Raw genomic sequence first — 19,015 nt, forward strand, 5'->3', positions numbered from 1 at the left:
TTCCCCCGTCTGGTGATACGATGGGGTATGGTGTTCACACCCGCGTCGATCGCTCCCCTCCAACTCGGTGGCCTGCTGGCGCAACCGCTCGGTCAGGCGCTCGCCGTCGTCGTCGCGATCGCAGTCGTGATCATTGTCGGCCGCATCGCGCTGAAGATCGCGTGGCGACTCGTCACGATCGCCGCGCTGGTCGTGGGAGCGCTGCTGGTGCTCTCTTTCTTCGGCATCAACGTCCTGTAGTTCTGCCGCGACGCCCGCTCGCTGTCTGTGGTCCCCTATCAGACCGTCGGGGCCTCGTCGGCCTGCCGGGGGAAGACGCACTCGTCTAAGAAGTTCCGCACGACGTCGTGACCGACTCCCGTGAGAACCGATTCGGGGTGGAACTGCACCGCCTCGATGGGGTACTCGCGGTGGCGGACGCCCATCACGAGGTCCGTCGTGGTGGTCTCGCCGTCAGCATCGCCGTCCGCGTCATCGTCTGTGTCGCCGTCCGCATTATCGTCTGTACCGCTGTCCGTGATCTCGTGCGCTGTCGTCGCGGACACCTCGAACTCCTCGGGGACGGTCGTCGCCACCAGCGAGTGGTACCGACCGGCCTGGAAGCCCTGTGCGAGCCCCGCGAAGACGCCGCGACCGTCGTGGTCGACCGGGTAGGCCTTCCCGTGAATCGGCTCGGGCGCGTGACCGATCTCGCCGCCGTAGGCGTGGACGGCCGCTTCGAGACCGAGACAGACGCCGAGCGTCGGGATCGTCTGCGAGAGCGACGTCAGGACCTCGGTGGTGACGCCCACGTCGCGCTCGTTCTTCGGGTGTCCCGGCCCGGGACTGATGACGATCGCGTCGGGATCGAGCTCGCGGAGGTCGTCGATATCGGCGGTGTTCTTGCGGACGATCACGTCGACCGGTTCGCCGTCGACCCGCTGTTCGGAGAAGTACTCCACGAGGTTGTACGTGAACGAATCGAAGTTGTCGACGACGAGCAGTCGGAGCGTCATCGTCGCACCTCCTCTCCCGGGGCGGCCGCACCGGCAGCAGAGCCCGACGCCGAGTCGGTCTCGATTCGCTCGACCGCCGAGAGGACGCCGCTCATCTTCTGTTCTGTCTCCTCGTACTCGGCCTCCGGGTCGCTGTCGGCGACGATACCCGCGCCCGCGCGGACGGAGATGACGTCTTCGTCGCCCTCGCGGTCGACGGTCGCCGTCCGGATGACGATCGCGAAGTCGGCGTCGCCGGACCACGAGTAGTAGCCGACGCCGCCGCCGTAGACGCCTCTGGGTTCCAGTTCGAGGCCGTCGACGATCTCCATCGCGCGGACCTTCGGCGCGCCGGTCAGCGTCCCCGCCGGGAACGTCGCCCGCGTGGCGTCGAAGGCGTCGGCCCCGCTCGGGTACTCGCTGTTTCGACTGTCCGTCCCCGCGAGCGTCCCCGTCACGGTCGATTCGATGTGCTGAACGTGGCTGTACTTCAGCACGTTCATAAACTCCTCGACGCGGACGCTGCCGGGTTCAGAGACGCGGCGCACGTCGTTGCGCGCGAGGTCGACGAGCATCGTGTGCTCGGAGCGCTCTTTCCCGTCGGCGAGCATTTCGCCCGCGAGTCGCCGGTCCTCGACGGGACTCGTTCCGCGCGGGCACGTGCCCGCGATGGGGTTCGAGACGACTCGATCCCCGCGGACGGAGACCAGCGTCTCGGGGCTCGCGCCGACGATGTGGCGGTCGTCGTGACGGAGCAGATACATATACGGCGAGGGGTTGATCTCCCGGAGCGCCTCGTAGAGGCCGACCGGGTCGACCTCGCCGCGGAGTTCGCGGGTTCGTGAGATGACCCCCTGGTAGATGTCGCCGTCGAGGACGTGTTCTTTGGTCTTGCGGACGGCCGCCTCGTATTCGGCTTTCGGCCCGGCGGATTCGCCAGTCCGGACGAAGCCGCCGGTCTCGGGCTGGCTGGCGTCAGCGAGCGTCGCCGCGACGTCTTCCGCCTCGGCGACGATGTCGTCGTAGACCGCTTCCGGGTCCTCGTCGGGCGCGACGATCGGCGTGAGGACGAGCGAGACGGACGACTCTGCGTGATCGAACGAGAGGGTCTTCGAGGTGAGGACGAACTGCGCGTCCGGCGTGTCGGTCTCGGGGCGCTCGACGCCGACCTCCGAGAGCCAGAGGTCGTAGACGGCCTCGTACGCCAGAAAGCCGACGAGGCCGCCGCGGAGTTGTTGGCGTTCCTCGTCGGGGAAGCCGACGCGCGGCAGATCCGGGAACGACGCCCGAAGGCGGTCGAGCACGTCCATCTCTTCGCTCCCCGCTTCGGCGTCGTCGGCGTCGAATCCGCCAGCCTCGACGTACTGCGCCGCGCGTCCGCCCAGCCGTTCGATCTCGGTCCCGTCCGGGTCGACGGTGATGACGGCGTCGGGGTCGTAGCCGACGAACGAGAACCGGGCGTGGCGATCCGTCGTGGCGTGATCCGGCGCGAACGCGCCCGCCGGATCGCTCGACGGCGTCTTCTCGGCACTCTCTAGGAGGAAGCCGTACTCGCTTCTGTCGGCGAGCGTCGCGTACGCGGTCAGCGGCGTCACGTTCGGCATCTCGGCAGTCACGTGGGCAACGACGGGACGCGTCTCGCCGTCGTCGGTCTCGGGTTCCGTTGCGGCCGCGACGTCCGCGACGAAAGACTCGCGGGACTGCGAGAGCGTTACGCTCGCGTCGTTTCGCGACTGGCCGTCCGTTCGGGTGTCGCTCACGACGACACCCCCTCTGCCTGCACCCGCTCGCCGTCGTCGGGGTGCGTCGCGGCGTCGGTCGCGCTCGCGACGAACGAGCGGACGGCGTCGTGGTCTTTACTCCCGCCGACGCGCTCGACGCCGCTTGCGACATCGACCGCGTACGGCTGAACGGTCTCGACCGCCTCGGCGACGTTCTCGGGCGTCAGGCCGCCCGCGAGGATCACCGGCGCGTCGAGCGTCGCGGCGACGTCGGCGGTCGCGACCCAGTCGTGGGTCTCGCCGGTCCCGCCGGCGCCGTCGTCGTCGATCGAGTCGACGAGCACCGCGTCGACGGCCGGCGCGACCGCCCGCGCCCGATCCGGGTCCTCGGCGTCGACGACGGCGACCACGTCAGACGAGATGGCCTCGCGGATCGCCCGCAGATCGTCGGCGTCGAACCCGCCGTGAAGTTGGAGGACGTCGGGAGCGACGCGCGTCGCCGTCTCGATCGCGCCGTCGACGGTCTCCGGCATCGTGACGAGCGTCGTCGTGAGAAACGGCGGTGCGGCCTCGAAGAGCGCTTCGGCGTCGCCGAGCGACACCTCTCGTGGAGTCTCGACGGGCACGTCGGCGATTGCGCCGACGGCGTCCGCGCCCGCTCGCTCGACGGCGCGGAGGTCGGTCTCGCTCGTGATCCCGCAGATTTTCACCCGGACCATCTACTCAGCGCTCCACCGCGGCGTCGATTGGTTCACAGAGCGTCTCGAAAGTCGAGGTCGCGTCACCCTCGTCGATCGCGTTCGCCGCCGCTTCAACGCCGTCTTCGATGCTGTCGGCGAGTCCGGCGACGTAGATCGCCGCACCGGCGTTCGCGAGGATGATGTCACGCTTCGGGCCGGTGACGTCACCAGTCACGATGCCGCGAAGGTCCGCAGCGTTCTCCTCGGGTGTGCCCCCGGCGACGGCCTCGATCGGGGCGGATTCGAGGCCGATGGATTCGGGCGTGAGCGTGTACTCCTCGATCTGGTCGCCGTCGACCTCCGCAACGACCGTCTCGTCGTGCAGCGCGATCTCGTCCATTCCGGAACCGTGGACGACGAGCGCCCTGTCGACCGACAGATGTGAGAGCGCCCGCGCGAGCACGGGGACGAGGTCAGGGTCGTAGACGCCGACGACCTGGGCGTCTGCCCCGGCGGGGTTCGTCAGCGGTCCGAGGACGTTGAATATCGTCCGCATCCCGAGTTCCTTGCGCGGGCCGATGACCGCTTTCATCGCCGGGTGGAACACCGGTGCGAGCATAAAGCCGATTCCGTCGCGCTCGATTGCCGACTCGACGGCCGGCGGTTCGGCCTCGACGTCGGCACCGGCGACCTCTAAGACGTCTGCGCTCCCCGACGAGGAGGAGACGGAGTAGTTGCCGTGCTTTGCGACGGCCGCGCCAGCACCCGCAGCGACGATTGCGCTGGTCGTCGAGACGTTGATCGTGTCGTAGTCGTCGCCGCCGGTCCCGCACGTGTCGACGAGTGGGCCACGATCCGGGTCGATCGTCCGGGCCGCATCGCGCATCCCCTCCGCGAAGCCGGCGATCTCGGTCTCTGTTTCGCCTTTCGCTCTGAGCGCTGCCAGCAACGCCCCGATCTGCGCCTCCGTGGCGTCTTCGAAGACTGCCCGTGCCGCCTCACGAGCCTCGTTCTGTGTCAGGTCGTCGCCCTCGGTCGCGCGTTCGATGTAGGTTTGGAGTGTCATCGTGATCACCGATGTACGAGATCGTGTTGTAGTGAACAACTTCGTTCATCGGTATAAGACTGTCGGAGCACTCGGTCAGTCACCGACCGCGGCTATCGCCCATGGGCCGCCAGCAGTCGTGCTTCCGACGGTAACCGAGCCGTGGTAGCGTGTCAACGCTGAAACCGAACAACTGCGTTTGGCATTCCCGAAACGAAACCTTCAATTATGTCCCCGGGAAACGACGTAATGCGTTCAGACGAGCGCGGTAGAACGCGAAAGCCAGGCGGGTTGGTGGTCTAGTCTGGTTATGACACCTCCTTGACATGGAGGAGGCCGGCAGTTCAAATCTGCCCCAACCCACTTCCTTTTGCGCGGAATCGACGCACAGAGCGCACCCATTATACTATAGTCAGTCCCGCAGGATCTGCTCCTTGAGCAGCGACACGTAGCCGCTGGGATCGGGTGATCTGGAGGTTTCAAACCCATTTTGCGGGTGATACACCGGAGACAGCGAAAACTGCCGTGCACCTCTGTGCGATCTGTAAAGTGCTCGTCTGCAACGACGAAGCCGCCGAGGGGACAGCAATCGCGACGAAGCGATCATTGTAGAGGAGACAGTCAGACGTATCGCTGAGCCCGAACCTTTTAGGACTGGTATCCGAGCGTCAGATATGGACATCGACCTCGGATTAGAAGGCAACGTAGCGCTGGTCACCGGGAGTGCGACCGGCCTCGGGCACGCCTGTGCGGAAGCGTTCTCGCGCCAGGGGGCGAAGGTCGCCCTCGCCGCGCCGAATCTGGACGACCTCGCGTACGCCAGCGACAGGCTCCACGCTCTCGGCGAGGGCGAGATTTTCGGTCTCGAACTCGACGTGCGCGACCCTGACCATCTGGGGGCACTCGTCGAGGAGACCGTCGACCAGTATGGTGGCATCGACCACCTCGTGACGGGACCGCGGCCACTCGAACCCGAGCGGTTTCTCGACGTCTCCAACGAGGACTGGTTCCGCGGGTTCGACCGGCTGTTTATGAGCGTCGTCTGGGCCATCCGTGAGTCTGCCGCGCACCTCGAAGCCTCCGATCAGGGGACGGTCGTCAACGTTGCCAATCCCGCTATTCCGGCACTCGCCGAGGAACTGTCGGTGGCGACCGCATACGAGCGCGCAGTCCAGGGACTCGTCGAGAGCCAGGCCACGGCGTTCGCGCCCGACGTCCGCGTGAACGCAGTCGTACCGGGCCCCCACGAGACCGCGGACTTAGAGGAGTTGCTCGCCCGACGGGTCGATGCCGGCGAGTTCGCCGACCTCACGTCGGCGTGGGACGCTGTGCTCGCGGACTGTCCCTACGAGTCGCCGGGGCAGCCGCTCGACCTGGGGAAGGTGGTCACCTTCCTGTCCAGCCAGCACGCGAGTTTCGTCAACGGGGCGACCGTCCCGGTCGACGGTGGGTCCGGACTCTGATACTGTCGGACAGAACGATGTGAAAATTATCGGGACCCCGTGGGTACCAATATAATTCACGAACTTCTGTCCGACAGTATAAGCCGTGAGTACGGCACACAACCACCCCAGCGGAGTCCGAGCTATAGTAGTGTTTGCAACTGATTACACAGCCAATCGCACGACTGCGTGCGATTAGGTGAGTGAAGACGTGCAAACGCTACTATAGAGCCGCGCTGCTGCCGCCGGCTTCACGATCGCCAGTACGACGGCGTCAGGAGCACCAGTACCGGGATGATCTCGATTCGTCCAATCCACATCAGAAACGTCATCAGGAGTTTCGTCGAGTCCGGAAACGGCTCGTAACTTTCGAGCGGCCCAGCGATCCCGAAGGCGGGGCCGACGTTGAAAAACGTCGCTGCGGCCGCGCTCATCGCCTCGAACTCGGAGACGTTCAACTGTACTCGCGAGGCGTCCACGACGACGATAATCGTGGCGACGATGAAGAACACGAGGCTGACGAGGGTGTACGCGTAGATGTCTCGGATCGTCCCCTCGTCGACGACGTTTCCACTGAGGCGAACCGGCCGGATCGCGTTCGGATTCGAGGCCGTAAACAGATCCCGGCGGAACGCCTTCACGACGACCAGCCAGCGAAGCGTCTTGATCGAGCAGGTCGTACTGCCGGCCATCCCGCCGATAAACATCCCGACGAACAGGAGATGCTTTGCTCCCGACGACCAGAGATTGAAGTCCGTACTCGCATAGCCAGTCGTCGTCACAATCGAGACGACTTGGAACAGAGAGTGCCGAGCGATTGCCTCGACACTCGTGTACGGCGAGCCGTCGATGGACAGCACAGTCCCGACACCGAGCGCGAGCAGCGCCAAGATCCCAACGTAGAACCGAAATTCGTCGCTTCGTCTGAGCCGCTCGTAGTCCCCCCTGAGGACGAAGTAAATCAACATAAAGCTCGTCGCACCGGTCGCCATAAACGGGATGATCGCCCACTGGACGGCGGGCGAGAATGCAGCGATGCTCTCCCCACGTGGTGAAAAACCGCTCGTCGAAATCGTCGTGAAGGCGTGCGCCACGGCATCATACAGCGTCATATTCGGAGCGTATCCCAGCAGATGGAGCCCATAGAGGACTGCTACTTGAAGACTAGTCAGTCCGAGGTAGATTTTCCAAAGCAGGGTGGCCGTCTCTGAAATCCGGGGCGTGAGCTTGTTGACGTCCTGTGTCTGCGTTTCGGTCTCCATAAGCTGTGCCCCACCGACAGAGAGCTGAGAAAGCACTGCCGTCGCCAACACGAGAATCCCGAGTCCGCCGATCCATTGGAGGACGGCCCGCCACAGCAGTATCGCTCGCGTGTGGCGGTCGAAATCGACGATGACCGTCGCTCCCGTCGTCGTGATGCCGCTCATACTCTCGAAGAGCGCGTCCACGGGCGCTGCAATCACACCAGAATCGGCGAGTACGAATGGAACTGCGCCGACCAGTGCAATGCTCAACCACGTCAGCGAAACCATCAGAAACGCCTCTCGCGTCTGGAGCTCCCGGTCTTCGGTCAGTTGTTCGAGTCCGACGCCAACGACTACGGTGCCGACCATCGGCAGGGCGAACGGCAATAGCGCCGTGCCGTCGTAGAGGGCGAGTCCGAGCGGAAAGACGAGCGGGACCCACAACCATTTGAGAATGGTCCCGACCAGTCGGCAGCTGACGCGCCAGTTGACTCGGGTCCTCATATCGCGTTCATCACAGCAGTGAGCGTGTCTGCAGACACGAAAAGAACCACGTGATCTCCGGTCTCGATCACCGTATCCCCGCGGGGGACGACGAGGTCGTGGTCGCGGGCGATTGCCCCGATAACGACCCCCTCGGGGAGCGCACGAACGCTCTCGCGGATCGGCCGTCCAGCGAGGGCGCTTTCGGTGTCTACTTCGATCTCTAGCACCTCAGCCTGACGGTCCTCTATGAGCGAGAGGTTCTCTATTTGTCCTTCCCGGGTGAATCGGACGATCTCCTCCGCCGTGGCCTTGCGTGGGTTGATCGCGGCGTCGATGCCGACCGCCTCGAAGAGACTCGCGTAATCGCCCTGCTCGACCACGGCGACTGTTCGTCGAGCGCCGATGTTCTTCGCAAGCAGCGAGACGAGGAGATTCTTCTCGTCACTGTCGGTCGCCGCAATGACGGCATCTGCTCGGTCGACGCGCTCGCCAGTGAGGAACTCCACGTTCGTCGCGTCGTGTTCCAATACGATCGTCTTCGGCAGGCCCTCCGCGAGTTGACGACCCCGCTCTGAATCCTGCTCGATCAGGCGCGGTTCGATCCCTCGCTCCTCCAGGAGCTTGGCTGTGTGATATCCGATGTTGCTTCCGCCGACGATGACAATGTCACGGGCGTCGTCAGGCGTTGCCGTCGGTGCGACGGTTCTGGAAAACGCGTGGACGCTCGCCAGGCTACCGATGACGATGACTCTGTTTCCGGCCTCGATCGGCGTTTTCCCCCGAGCGATCACGACTTCGCCACCCTGCACCAACGCAGCGAACGTCAGCGCCTCGAATTGGTCCGCCTCTTCGACAGTGCGGCCGGCAATGTTGCTGTCCTCGGCGACCTCGAATTCGGCCATCTGGACGAGCCCACCCGCGAACAACTCGACGTCGACCGCGGCCGGAACTCCCACCACACGCACGATGTCGTTCGCCGTCAACAGGTCCGTCGACACCATAAAGTCGACCCCGAATGCGCCGTCCGACTGCGCCCACGTGTCGAGAAAGTTCGCACTTCGTACACGAGCGATGGTGAAGACGTCGCTTGCGGTCTTCGCCGTCCCGCAGGTGACGAGGTTCGTCTCGTCGACGTCTGTGCTGGCAATGAGCATCTCCGACTCACGGAGACCAGCGTCTTCGAGTGTCTCCAACGAGGTCCCGTCACCCTCTATCGCCAGGATGTCACTCGTGTACGTGAGTTCCTCCACCTTTTCGGGGTCGACGTCGATGACGATGACGTCGTGGTCCCCGGCGAGGCTGGCCGCGATGTTGGAGCCGACTTCGCCGGCTCCGACGATGATGACCCGCATCTGATCTCCCTCGAGGTAGCTATCGTTGCGTTTACCTCCGAAAGCACCCGAGCGCACGCAGTCGTGCGATCGGCCGCGCACTTCGTTGCAAACGCTACTGTAGGAGTAACTATCAACGGTGCAATACAAAAAGACACTCCCAGTCAGACACAGGCGAGACGGAGCGGGTTCGCAACGCTCCCTGCGATAGTTACCGGGGCCTCGCTCGCGGCCGAGCGTCTGAATCGAAGACCAGCACCTCATACTGTCGGACAGAACGATGTGAGGCGTATCGGCACCCCGCGGGGGCCAACACGATTCACGGACTTCTGTCCGACAGTATCAGTCCGAGGCCCTTCCGCAACCGACGCCGGTGATTTCAAACCGGGCGCCGCCGTCGGCACTTTCGCGGACCCGGACCGACCAGCCGTGCGCCTCGACGATGGTCCGGACGATCGCCAGTCCGAGTCCGGTCCCGCCAGTCGTGTATCCCCGGTCGAACACGGACTCGCGCGCATCCTCCGGAATCCCGGGGCCGTCGTCTGCGACGTAGAACCCCTCCGCGCACGGTCCGACCCGGACGCGGACGTCGTCGCCGCCGTGTTCGACCGCGTTGCGAAAGAGGTTCCCGAAGGCTTCGCGAAGCCGGTCTGGGTCGCCGTCGACGGTGCCGAGTCCGTCTTCGATCCGTAGTTCGGCCGCTCGGGTGTCGTTCGTATCCCACGCGCTCTCGACGACCGATTCGAGCCGGACAGGGCGGGGGTCGCTGATGTCTTGTCCCTGTGTGGCTAGCATCAGCACCTGCTCGATGAGGCCCTCCATCCGGTCGGCCGCGCGGGCCGCTCGGTCGACGTGCGGCGAGTCCAGGTCCCTTTGTGCGAGGCGCAGGGACCCGGTCACGACGTTGAGTGGGTTCCGGAGATCGTGGGAGATGACGCCCGCGAACGTCTCCAGCCGCTCGTTCTGGGCTTCGAGCGTCTGCTCGCGCCGCACGCGACCCAGCGAGTGCGTGATCATATCGGCGACCGTCCGCAGAAGGTTCACCTCCGTGTCGTCCCACTGGCGGTTGGACTCGACGACGTCGAATCCGACGAACCCTTCGAGCGACCAGTTGTCGACCATCGGCAGAAAAACGGCCGACGCGACGCCCTCGCTCGACAGCAACTCGTAGAGGTGGGTGCCCCGTGGGAGCTCGTTCGTCCGAACGACCGTGTTGTCGAAGCGTTCGAGCCGACGGTGCAGCCACTCGAACTCCTCGAGGTCGAGCCGCTGGGCGCTCCAGGGGACGACGCCCTCGTCGGTCCACCCGGTCGTCCTCTCGAAGCCGCCGTTCTGAGCCTGGAAGACGTAGCCACGGTCGGCACCGATGTGTCTCCCGACGCTTTCGAGCCCCCATCGCAGTTTCGTCTCCAACTCGTCGGGCTCGGCGCTCATCAGACTCGTCGAGATGTCGAGGATGAGGTCGTAGAGCTCGATCTGGTGGGATGCGTCGGTCTCCCGGGAAAACTCGAACTCCGATCGACCGTCGGCTTCTTCGCCGAGCCCGTCCATACCCGCGGTTTCGCCGATTCGCGTTGTATCTTTTGCGCTCCAAATATCAGCGGTGAGTCTCGCTCGAGGGCGAGCGCGGGCGGAGAGAAAAACTGTAACGGCCGCCGCGATGCGACACGCCGGAGTCGCAATCGCCGCCAGCAGCTATTTAATTTCAGAACAATAACACTTGTGTATGGGACTCAGTGCCCGCAACGATCTGGCTGGAACCGTGACCGCGATCAAGAAAGACGAGATTACGGCGGAGGTGGTGGTCGAACTCGGCGACGGTCAGACAGTCACCTCGACGATCACGCGCGGGTCCGCAGACCGGTTGGACCTCGCGGAAGGCGACGAGGTGTCGGCCGTGATCAAAGCGAGCGAAGTGATGATCGCCAAAGAGTGACGCCGCGCGACTGCGCGATTAGCCCACTTTCGGAAGTTCGACCACGAAGACGGCTCCGTCCGAGTCGTCGCGGGCGTTTCCTGCCGTCTTGTCTTCGATGGCGACGTCGCCGCCGTACATTTCGACCAGCGTCTTGACGAGATACAGTCCCATTCCGGTCCCTTCGCTTTCGAGTCCTTTCTCGCCACGTCCGAAGATCGTGTCTTTCTGACTGTCGGGCACGCCCGGCCCGTTGTCGGCGATTCGGACGGCGACGGTCTCCTCGCGCTCTGACGTCGACACGTCCACTTTGGGGATCTCCTTGTCGTTGTGCTGGACGGCGTTCGTCAACAGGTTCCGGAAGACCGAGCCCAGCATCTCGTTTGCCCACACCGCCACCGAGGGAACCGTCCCCGAGACGGTGATCACCGCCTCCGAGTACGTCGAACGAACGTCGTCGAGTTCGGTTTCGAGCGCGTTTGCGAGGTCGACCTGCTGGCGCTCCTCGTCGGTCGTGAGCATCACGTCTGCGATGCTCCGCGCGGTTCGTGTCAGTTCTACCGCGTGCATCGCTCCCTCCTGAATCGTCTCGATGTGCTCTCGGCCCTCGTCGTCGACGTGGTCGGTGAGGAAGTCGGCGTACGCCGTGACTAACTGCAGGTCGTTTCGGATGTCGTGGCGGAGCATCTGGTTCAGCACGTCGAGGTTGTCCCGCTGTTCTTTGAGCCGCTGTTGGAACCGTTTGCGCTCGGTGATGTCCTGCACGACGCCGTCGATGACTGTCTCACCGCCGACCTCTCTGGCGATCGCGGTGACCGCCCCCCAGATCGTCTCGCCCGCGAGGGTTTCCAGTTCGAACTCCTCGTCCTGGACGAATCCCTGATCGAGCAGGCGATCGGCGAACTCGCTGTACTCGCTCGGGTCGACGTAGAGATCGCGCACGTGTTGCTCGCGCAGGTGAGCTTTCGAGTCGGCGTCGAAAATGTCGACCATCGCGTCGTTCAGGAGCGTGAACTCGTCGTCGGGGCCGGGTGTGTGCTGATAGACGCCGACCGGGAGGTTCGTGACGAGTCGTTCGTAGCGTTCGAGCGCCTGCTCGCGTTCCTTGCGCTCGGCGATGTCTTGAACCACCTTGTGGACGTGTTCGTTGCCCGCCGCGTCTTCCGACAGCGACGCCGTGACGATCACGTCCTTCGTCGCGCCGTCGAGCGTTTCGAGTTGCACCTCGCGTCTGACCTGGTCACCGTCGGTGTTCCGTAGCGCCTCCATCAAGTCACTGCGCGCTGTAGGGTCCACGTAGAACTCCGCCACGCGCCGCCCGCGGAGTTGGTCGGCCGAGGTGGCATCTAAGAGCGATACGAGCGCGGGGTTGACGTACTCGAACGTGCCGTCCGGCGTCGGATCGGTTCGGAAGACGCCGCTTGGGACGGTCTTCAGCATATTGTGGGAGAGTTCGAGCTTCTGTCTGTACTGTTCGCGTTCGGTGACGTCGTACTGGAAGCCGACGTAGTTGGCGAGCGCGCCCGCGTCGTCGTACAGCGGGGCGACCGTGATCCGGTTGTAGAACTCGGAGCCGTCTTTGCGGTAGTTGCAGAGTTCGACTGTGACGGGCTCCTCGGCGTCGATCGCCTCGCGCATCGCCGCGACAGCGTCCGGATCGGTCTTCTCGCCCTGCAGGAATCGGCAGTTGCGGCCGACAATTTCTTCGGTGGCGTAGCCGGTGAGGTCCTGAAATGTCTCGTTCGCGTAGATCAGCGGGTTGTCTTCCTGGTCGGGATCGCTGATCGTGATCCCGATCGGGGCTTCGTCGACGACCTTCGATTTTCGTTCGAGTTCGGGTTCGTGGGTGCCGGATGAAACTCTTCTCACCCGAGCGAGTACGAACTCACCCGCGTCGTCGCCGTCGTCCATCTCTACAGTCGACGTACGCAGTTCGACGGGGACCACGTCGCCGACGCCGGTCGTCAGTCGAACGACGAGGGTATCAGCGCCAGTGTTGTCGCCTGCGAGAGCCGAGGCGACGTCTCGGTCGGACGACGTGAGCGTCGAAAACGCCCGACCGACGAGGTCGTCTCGTTGCCGGCCCACGACATCGCAGAACTGTTGGTTGCACTCGCGAATGACGCCCGCCGGCGAGTCGAGAAGCACGAGGCCGTCCGGGTCGGCCTCGAAGAGGGAGTGATATGCTGACGCTGAAAGAGGCATACCGAGGGTAATCCCACCGTACTCATAAATCAGTTCGGAGCGACGGCGCCGAGTCACAACGCTCATACCGGGAACCTCAAATTAGGATACATCTACCGTCGCACCGATGTTCAAGCCATATAGCGTAATTATCGTTTTCCTGGTAGTATTCGCCGGCTGTGCCGGATCTTCACAGACTGCTGAGACGCCGGTGCCGGAGCCCACGCGGACCGGGACAGCGACGACCACCCAACCGTCGCACCCGCCGAACCTCGATCAGCGGTTGTACGGGGTTGTGACTGCGGATAACCGATCCGAATACGCGTCAAAAGCCGGTCTGGCCTACGACAATAGATCGGTCCAAGTCGTGGTCGAGTTGACTTCGGGTGCATCGCTTCCGGAGGGGTACGACGTGCGCGTCGAACTGCGGCAAGGCCAGCTCGTCCAAGGCTACGTCGCAGTCGACCAACTCGTCGGCCTCTCGCGACACGAGAACGTCTCTGCGGTCCGACCGCCGAAGGAGCCACAGCCGACGTAAGATGGACCGAAAAAAGCTTCTCGTCCTCGCGACGGTCACCGTCCTGATTGTGGCGGGTGCGGTCCCTGCGGTCGGGGCCGGTGGTGCGACGAATACGGCAGCTAGCGACAGTAGCTCGCTGTCTACCCCCGGCATTGGAACGCCCACAGATCAGAGTGCGACTGCCTCGGACGACGACGCGAACGCGACCCCACCGGAGGTCAAAATCGAATCCGGACTCCTCGACGATCAGACCGCCACGTCGTCGTCCGGACCATCGCTCACGACTGACGCACAGAGCGGGGAGATGGTCGACGTCGTCGTCGAAGCAGCGGCGGGGAACGGGGACGCCGTCGCCGATCGCGTTCGCGGCAACGCCGGGGCCGTCGCACTCAGACACGGCAATCTCGTACAAGCGCGCCTCCCACGATCGGCGCTGACAGCCGTCGCGAACACGCCTGCCGTCGAACGCATCCGCCGACCCAACCGTCCGACGACGGCCACCGTCGACCGCGGGAGCGTTGTGAGCGAAGGGCTCGCAACGATGAACACCTCCGGCGCGTACACTGCAGGCCACTACGGCGACAACGTCACCGTCGCCGTGGTCGATATGGAGTTCAATGCGACGAATCCGGAGATCAGCGACAACGTCGCGGACGTGTACAATCCTGGAGGGGACTTCACGAATACCTCGGACGCACACGGGACTGCGGTCTCGGAGGTCGTCGTCGACACCGCACCGAACGTCTCGCTGGTGTTGATCGACGTCGAATCCGGCGTCGACCTCCTCGATGCGATGGATTACATCCGCGAGGACACGTCCGTCGACGTGGCCGTGATGTCGCTGTCGTGGTACAACGTGGGGCCGCTGGACGGCAGCGGGGCGTTCAACGAGGAGTTCGAGCAGTCCGCGGCAAACGGAACCGTCTGGAGCGTCTCCTCCGGCAACGCGGCAAACGGAAACCACTGGCACGGGAGTTGGCAGGACGGTGACGGCGACGACTGGCTGAACTTCACGAGCGACCGGGAGTTGCTGACCGTCGAAAGCAGTGGCAGCGGGAGCGTGTGGCTGCAGTGGGACGATTGGAAGCAGAGCGATCAGAACTACGACCTCTACCTGTACGATAGTAAAAGCGATTATCCCGACAACCCGGCCGTAGTGTCTAATAACGTTCAGAACATGACATACACTGGTGAGCCGACAGAGGCGATCGGTTTAGGAACCGGCGCAACCGGGACCTACTACCTCGCCATCAAGCGCGAAAACGCGGCGACGAAACCAGTCACGTTCACGCTGTTCAGCGGCGACAAACAGTCGCTCACGCCATCCACGGCTGCTCGGAGCGTGACCAATCCGACGACGGACGCAGTGCTGACCGTCGGCGCGACGCGGTACGACACCGACGAGGTCGAAGCCTTCTCCTCGCGCGGGCCGACACTCGACGGCCGAATCAAGCCCGATATCGTCGCACCTGATGGGGTCTCGACGGACGCGTACGAACCCGATCGCTTCTTCGGAACGTCCGCGTCGGCGCCCCACGCCGGCGGCGTCATCGCGCTGATGGCGGATAAAAACGATTCGCTGAGCCCGAGCGAGACGGTCTCGGTGCTCGAAACGACCGCGAACGAGAGCGCCGTACCCGGAACTGAACCCGATAACGGCGCCGGATCGGGCCTCGTCGATGCCGCTGCAGCAGTCGGATCCGTCAGCTATTCAGAGACCACGCCGCCGTCGCTCACGAACACCGCTGCCGTCGACGCGACAGACAGCGACGGGGTCGTCGTCGAAGGCGATACGGTGACCGTCAACGCCACCGTGACGGACGACGACAGCGGCGTGAAGAACGTCACGGCGAACGTCTCGGCGTTCGGCGCGGGGACGATCGCACTCACCGACTCCGACGGGGATGCAAAGTACAACGCGACGTTCACTGTCGACGCGCCGCCGGACGCCTATGGCGCGGAGTACACCGTTCCGATCACGGCGTACGACGTTGCCGAGAACAACGACACGGTCCAGACTAACACGCTCCAGTTGACCGACGCGGAACCGCCGTCGATCACTGACGCGACAGCGGTCGACCTGTCGGACGGCGACGGAGCGGTGACCGCACTCGAGTCGGTGACGATCAACGCGACTGCGACCGACGCCGAAAGCGGGGTGGACCGCGTGACCGCCGACGCCTCTGCCTTCGGGGCTGGAACGGTCACGCTCACCGACGCTGACGGCGATGCAGTCTACAACGCGACCGTCGCGGTCGACGCCGACGAGACGTCGCCAAACGGAAGCTACGCGATTCCGATAACCGCAGTCGACTACGCCGGCAACAGCAACGCGACGGACACGAACGAACTCCAACTCAACGTCAGCGATCGCACGGCGCCAAGCATCTCCGGATTCTCGGTCCGAGTCATCGATACGCGGACCCTGTACACGACGTTCAGCGCGAGCGAGACGCTCTCCGATGTCGAAGTTCGGATCACCGACGTCGCGACTGGAACGACAGTCCAGATGTTGACCGAGGCCGATTTCGGCAGTGAAGACGGATTCTACTCCAACGTAACCGGTCTCAAAGAGGTGGGTCGCTACCGCGCCACGCTCGTCGCGGCCAACGACTCGGCAGGGAACAACGGCGCGAGCGGACAGAGCGCGAGCGTCCAATTCGTCGTGGAAGACGTTACGGTGGAGCATCTGAGCGGCCCCGAACCGGACAGCGCCAACCTCACGTCGCGAGTCTACCTCACGCAGGGACCCGACGGACTGCTCCAGATGCAACTCCGGGATAAATCGGGTTCAGACCTCGTCAACCGCACGGACCTCTCGGACATCGGCGTCGCCTCGGACACGCGGCTCGCGATCAACGTCACCGTGACCGACTGGACCCCGCGTCTCCTCCTCGGTGCGGGCCGAAACGCGACGTGGGACACTACCGCCCTGGACGCGAACACGACAGCGATCAACGTCACGACTGCCCCCGCCGACGTGCAGTACAACCAATCACAGCTTGACGGGACGAACGACCCCTGGTCGGAGACCGACCGCGCAGACGTCAGCGCGAACGCGTCGGTCGATATGGCAGTCTCCGATCTGGGATCCTTCGATCCCGGGCGGCGCGACAGATTCGCGGGCGCGATGCTGACGACCGACGCGCAATCGTTCGGAGCGCCGGAGTACGACGAAACTACCGGCGGACTGCGTCTCTACGTCGCCGCTCCGCACTACAACGTCGACGGCGGACAGAACCAGGGATTCTTCACCGCGTTCCTCCCGACGGCCGTACTCGACGACTGGGGCGTCTCCGATCCGGCGAATATCGAGGTCTCAGCGATCGGGACGACGGCGGAGCCAGCGTCGAGCACAGTGACGGCCGAGGGCATCCGACTCGAAGTCCCGATCCACTACTCGGCGGGTGACGTCGAAGTCGCGCCGGACGCGACGCCGCCGGCGGTGCGAAACCCGACGATCAGTGACCAGACGGACGGCGACGGGACGGTGGCCGACGGCGACCGCGTCCGGGTCGCGGCGACCGTCACAGACGGCGGCAGCGTCGCTTCGGTCGAGGCCGACGCCTCGGCCTTTGGTGGCGGGACGATCGACCTGCGCGATGCGGACGCCGACGATACCTACACCGGCAACTTCACCGTCGACGGCGCTGCGATCGGATCGGGCGATTCGTACGCGGTCGCGGTGACCGCGACCGACGCAGTTGGAAACGCGAAGACCGCGTCGACCAACGCCCTGTCGGTGCCTGGCAGCGGGGACAGCGGAAGCAGCGGTGGTAGTAGCGGCGGCAGTGGTGGTGGCGGTGGCGCACCCGCACCGGCGCCTGCACCGACCCCGACTCCGACGCCGACGCCGAAGACGACCTCGAACCTCACTGAAACCGACGGCGGTGCCGAACTCAGCGTCCGGAACGCCAAGTCCGGTGAGACCGTCGGCGCGGCGTTCGGCAATCGCACGCGGTCGGACGTCGGCACGGTGACGGAGGTACGTATCACCCCGGCCAGCGACACGGAGAGCCTGCGAATATCGGTGACGCCCCCGACGCGGACGACGGGGGAGGCACCCGAACTGACCGACGGGGATCCCGTCGGCTACTTCCACGCGGACGCAACCGGCGTGTCGGACGACCAGATCAGCAACGCGACGCTGCGCGTCTCCGTGTCCAACGCGTCGCTGCCGGCCGGAACCGCTCCCGAGCAGGTACGGCTCTACCGGCACCACGACGGCGCGTGGCAGCGACTGAACACCACGCACATCGGGAACGGCACGTACGAGGCAGAGACACCCGGGTTCTCGGTGTTCGCGATCGGAACCGAGCCCCGTGATGGGAGCGGCGTCTCGGCCGCCGAAGAGTCGACAAACACGCCGACAGTCACCCCCGCTGCGTCGTCGGCGGTCGGACCGGCAGAGACGACTCGATCCCCGTCGACGTCAGTAGCGACGACGGCACCGACGTCGACGGAGCAGTCCGCGCCCGGGTTCGGGCCCGCCGCCGGCGTCGTTGCCGTGGTGGCTGCCGCGCTCCTCGCGCGCCGACATCGGTGACCCCGGGCAGACCGTCTCGCGGGTGACCCGGGTCACCGAGCATCGTTTTCAGCGCGTGGCATCGAGGAGAGGACTTAACCCCGTCATCTCCTAAGGCGTGCGCGTGGAGTCGCCGTACGACGTACTTGGAATCGACGCCGACGCCGACGAGGACGAGGTCGTCAGGGCGTATCGCCGGCGAGTCAAAGACGCCCATCCCGACCACGGGGGGTCGCTCGCGGAGTTCAAACGCGTCCGGCGCGCGTACGAACACATTACTGCCGGTCGAGACCCGTCCACGTTCGATGCGCACCTGGAAAACGGACACGCCGATACTGCCCAGTCGGGTGGGGCAGGTGCGGCCGACCGCGAACGGGAATCCGGCGCGTCGGGGACGCAGCCCGGAGCCTCCGGTGCGGAGGAGGAAGAAGACGACGAAGACGAGGAACTCGGTCCGACCGTCGAGTACCTGGATTACGAGGTCGTCGAATCGCAGGGCTGGGAGCTGACCGACGAGGACCTCTTCGAGAAGGCCGAAGCGGCCGACCTCGGTATCGACAGCCACGGCCTGCTCGTCGTCGAACCCCAAGAGACCCTACTGGAAGCCGCCGAACGGTACGGCTTCTCGTGGCCCTACGCCTGCCGGGGCGGCGCGTGCGCGAACTGCGCTGTCGCCGTCGTCGAGGGCGAACTCGAGATGCCGGTGAGCACCGTCCTGACTGACGAGATGAAAGAACAGGGGATCCGCCTCTCGTGTATCGGCGAACCGGTCACCGACGATCTGAAAGTCGTCTTCAACATCGAGCGGCTACCCGGCCTCGCCGAGCTCCGACTGCCCGCAGAGCAGTTCGACAACGCGCGGGCGGACGACTGAGGCTGATCGGATCGAGCGAGACGGTCGAATCGGTCACGGCGATGTCGTCAGGACTCGAAACCGCGGGCAGTCGA

The 19,015-nt window shown here is 64.7% G+C and carries 14 protein-coding genes and 1 tRNA gene; 7 read left to right on the forward strand and 8 right to left on the reverse strand.

Annotated elements, in window-relative coordinates:
- Positions 1 to 27 precede the first annotated feature (27 nt).
- Entirely contained in the window at positions 28 to 240 is a 213-nt protein-coding gene (locus RBH22_RS06085; protein ID WP_256545288.1) for a hypothetical protein, read from the forward strand.
- A gap of 38 nt (positions 241 to 278) precedes the next feature.
- On the opposite strand, the gene RBH22_RS06090 is transcribed toward RBH22_RS06085, so the two are convergent.
- The 4 genes from RBH22_RS06090 to trpD are packed head-to-tail and all read right to left on the reverse strand — an operon-like array spanning position 279 to position 4,441.
- On the reverse strand, positions 279 to 995 hold the full coding sequence (locus RBH22_RS06090) for an aminodeoxychorismate/anthranilate synthase component II (protein WP_306676869.1): 717 nt from the start codon (positions 993 to 995) through the stop codon (positions 279 to 281).
- Positions 992 to 2,734 (reverse strand): anthranilate synthase component I, encoded by a 1,743-nt coding sequence (gene trpE / locus RBH22_RS06095; RefSeq protein ID WP_306676870.1) that lies wholly within the window; start codon positions 2,732 to 2,734, stop codon positions 992 to 994. The genes RBH22_RS06090 and trpE overlap by 4 nt, the downstream gene beginning before the upstream one ends.
- Positions 2,731 to 3,414, reverse strand: a complete 684-nt coding sequence (locus tag RBH22_RS06100) for a phosphoribosylanthranilate isomerase (protein WP_306676871.1) — start codon at positions 3,412 to 3,414, stop codon at positions 2,731 to 2,733. The genes trpE and RBH22_RS06100 overlap by 4 nt, the downstream gene beginning before the upstream one ends.
- Before the next feature lie 4 nt (positions 3,415 to 3,418).
- Positions 3,419 to 4,441: an anthranilate phosphoribosyltransferase gene (gene trpD, locus RBH22_RS06105; protein ID WP_256289911.1), complete on the reverse strand. Its 1,023-nt coding sequence runs from the start codon at positions 4,439 to 4,441 to the stop codon at positions 3,419 to 3,421.
- 267 nt (positions 4,442 to 4,708) lie between these two features.
- On the opposite strand from trpD, the gene RBH22_RS06110 reads away from it, so the two are divergent.
- Together RBH22_RS06110 and RBH22_RS06115 are read left to right on the forward strand one after the other, a co-directional pair.
- Positions 4,709 to 4,783 (forward strand) — tRNA-Val (locus RBH22_RS06110).
- 311 nt (positions 4,784 to 5,094) lie between these two features.
- Positions 5,095 to 5,883 (forward strand): SDR family oxidoreductase, encoded by a 789-nt coding sequence (locus RBH22_RS06115; RefSeq protein ID WP_306676872.1) that lies wholly within the window; start codon positions 5,095 to 5,097, stop codon positions 5,881 to 5,883.
- 230 nt (positions 5,884 to 6,113) lie between these two features.
- On the opposite strand, the gene RBH22_RS06120 is transcribed toward RBH22_RS06115, so the two are convergent.
- The 3 genes from RBH22_RS06120 to RBH22_RS06130 all read right to left on the reverse strand — a co-directional run bounded on the left by RBH22_RS06120 (position 6,114) and on the right by RBH22_RS06130 (position 10,474).
- Positions 6,114 to 7,610, reverse strand: a complete 1,497-nt coding sequence (locus RBH22_RS06120; RefSeq protein ID WP_306676873.1) for a TrkH family potassium uptake protein — start codon at positions 7,608 to 7,610, stop codon at positions 6,114 to 6,116.
- The gene (gene trkA / locus RBH22_RS06125; protein ID WP_306676874.1) at positions 7,607 to 8,944 is read right to left on the reverse strand and encodes a Trk system potassium transporter TrkA; all 1,338 of its coding nucleotides are present in this window, start codon (positions 8,942 to 8,944) and stop codon (positions 7,607 to 7,609) included. The genes RBH22_RS06120 and trkA overlap by 4 nt, the downstream gene beginning before the upstream one ends.
- 321 nt (positions 8,945 to 9,265) lie before the next feature.
- Positions 9,266 to 10,474 (reverse strand): HAMP domain-containing sensor histidine kinase, encoded by a 1,209-nt coding sequence (locus RBH22_RS06130; RefSeq protein WP_306676875.1) that lies wholly within the window; start codon positions 10,472 to 10,474, stop codon positions 9,266 to 9,268.
- A gap of 175 nt (positions 10,475 to 10,649) precedes the next feature.
- On the opposite strand from RBH22_RS06130, the gene RBH22_RS06135 reads away from it, so the two are divergent.
- Positions 10,650 to 10,859: a TOBE domain-containing protein gene (locus RBH22_RS06135; protein WP_121569245.1), complete on the forward strand. Its 210-nt coding sequence runs from the start codon at positions 10,650 to 10,652 to the stop codon at positions 10,857 to 10,859.
- Positions 10,860 to 10,877: 18 nt separating this feature from the next.
- Here RBH22_RS06135 and RBH22_RS06140 read toward each other — a convergent pair whose 3' ends face one another.
- A complete protein-coding gene (locus RBH22_RS06140; RefSeq protein WP_306676876.1) occupies positions 10,878 to 13,043 on the reverse strand; it encodes a PAS domain-containing protein in 2,166 nt (721 codons plus the stop codon).
- Positions 13,044 to 13,233: 190 nt separating this feature from the next.
- On the opposite strand from RBH22_RS06140, the gene RBH22_RS06145 reads away from it, so the two are divergent.
- The 3 genes from RBH22_RS06145 to fer all read left to right on the forward strand — a co-directional run bounded on the left by RBH22_RS06145 (position 13,234) and on the right by fer (position 18,941).
- Entirely contained in the window at positions 13,234 to 13,560 is a 327-nt protein-coding gene (locus RBH22_RS06145; RefSeq protein WP_306676877.1) for a hypothetical protein, read from the forward strand.
- A gap of 1 nt (position 13,561) precedes the next feature.
- The gene (locus RBH22_RS06150) at positions 13,562 to 18,088 is read left to right on the forward strand and encodes a S8 family serine peptidase (protein ID WP_306676878.1); all 4,527 of its coding nucleotides are present in this window, start codon (positions 13,562 to 13,564) and stop codon (positions 18,086 to 18,088) included.
- A 103-nt stretch (positions 18,089 to 18,191) separates the two neighbouring features.
- Positions 18,192 to 18,941 carry a ferredoxin Fer gene (gene fer, locus RBH22_RS06155; protein WP_306676879.1) on the forward strand — a complete coding sequence of 250 codons (750 nt, stop codon included), beginning with the start codon at positions 18,192 to 18,194 and terminating at the stop codon, positions 18,939 to 18,941.
- The last annotated feature ends 74 nt before the right edge of the window (positions 18,942 to 19,015 follow it).

The sequence above is a fragment of the Halobellus sp. H-GB7 genome (assembly GCF_030848585.1).
In the GTDB taxonomy this organism is placed as follows: Archaea; Halobacteriota; Halobacteria; order Halobacteriales; family Haloferacaceae; genus Haloquadratum; species Haloquadratum inordinatus.

What these genes read in the sequence shown, in the direction of transcription:
- RBH22_RS06120 (WP_306676873.1), bottom strand. Translation starts at nt 7,610, where the DNA reads ATGAGGACCCGAGTCAACTGGCGCGTCAGCTGCCGACTGGTCGGGACC.
- RBH22_RS06100 (WP_306676871.1), bottom strand. Translation starts at nt 3,414, where the DNA reads ATGGTCCGGGTGAAAATCTGCGGGATCACGAGCGAGACCGACCTCCGC.
- RBH22_RS06090 (WP_306676869.1), bottom strand. Translation starts at nt 995, where the DNA reads ATGACGCTCCGACTGCTCGTCGTCGACAACTTCGATTCGTTCACGTAC.
- trkA (WP_306676874.1), bottom strand. Translation starts at nt 8,944, where the DNA reads ATGCGGGTCATCATCGTCGGAGCCGGCGAAGTCGGCTCCAACATCGCG.
- RBH22_RS06115 (WP_306676872.1), top strand. Translation starts at nt 5,095, where the DNA reads ATGGACATCGACCTCGGATTAGAAGGCAACGTAGCGCTGGTCACCGGG.
- RBH22_RS06085 (WP_256545288.1), top strand. Translation starts at nt 28, where the DNA reads ATGGTGTTCACACCCGCGTCGATCGCTCCCCTCCAACTCGGTGGCCTG.
- RBH22_RS06130 (WP_306676875.1), bottom strand. Translation starts at nt 10,474, where the DNA reads ATGGACGGGCTCGGCGAAGAAGCCGACGGTCGATCGGAGTTCGAGTTT.
- RBH22_RS06140 (WP_306676876.1), bottom strand. Translation starts at nt 13,043, where the DNA reads ATGCCTCTTTCAGCGTCAGCATATCACTCCCTCTTCGAGGCCGACCCG.
- RBH22_RS06150 (WP_306676878.1), top strand. Translation starts at nt 13,562, where the DNA reads ATGGACCGAAAAAAGCTTCTCGTCCTCGCGACGGTCACCGTCCTGATT.
- trpD (WP_256289911.1), bottom strand. Translation starts at nt 4,441, where the DNA reads ATGACACTCCAAACCTACATCGAACGCGCGACCGAGGGCGACGACCTG.
- RBH22_RS06135 (WP_121569245.1), top strand. Translation starts at nt 10,650, where the DNA reads ATGGGACTCAGTGCCCGCAACGATCTGGCTGGAACCGTGACCGCGATC.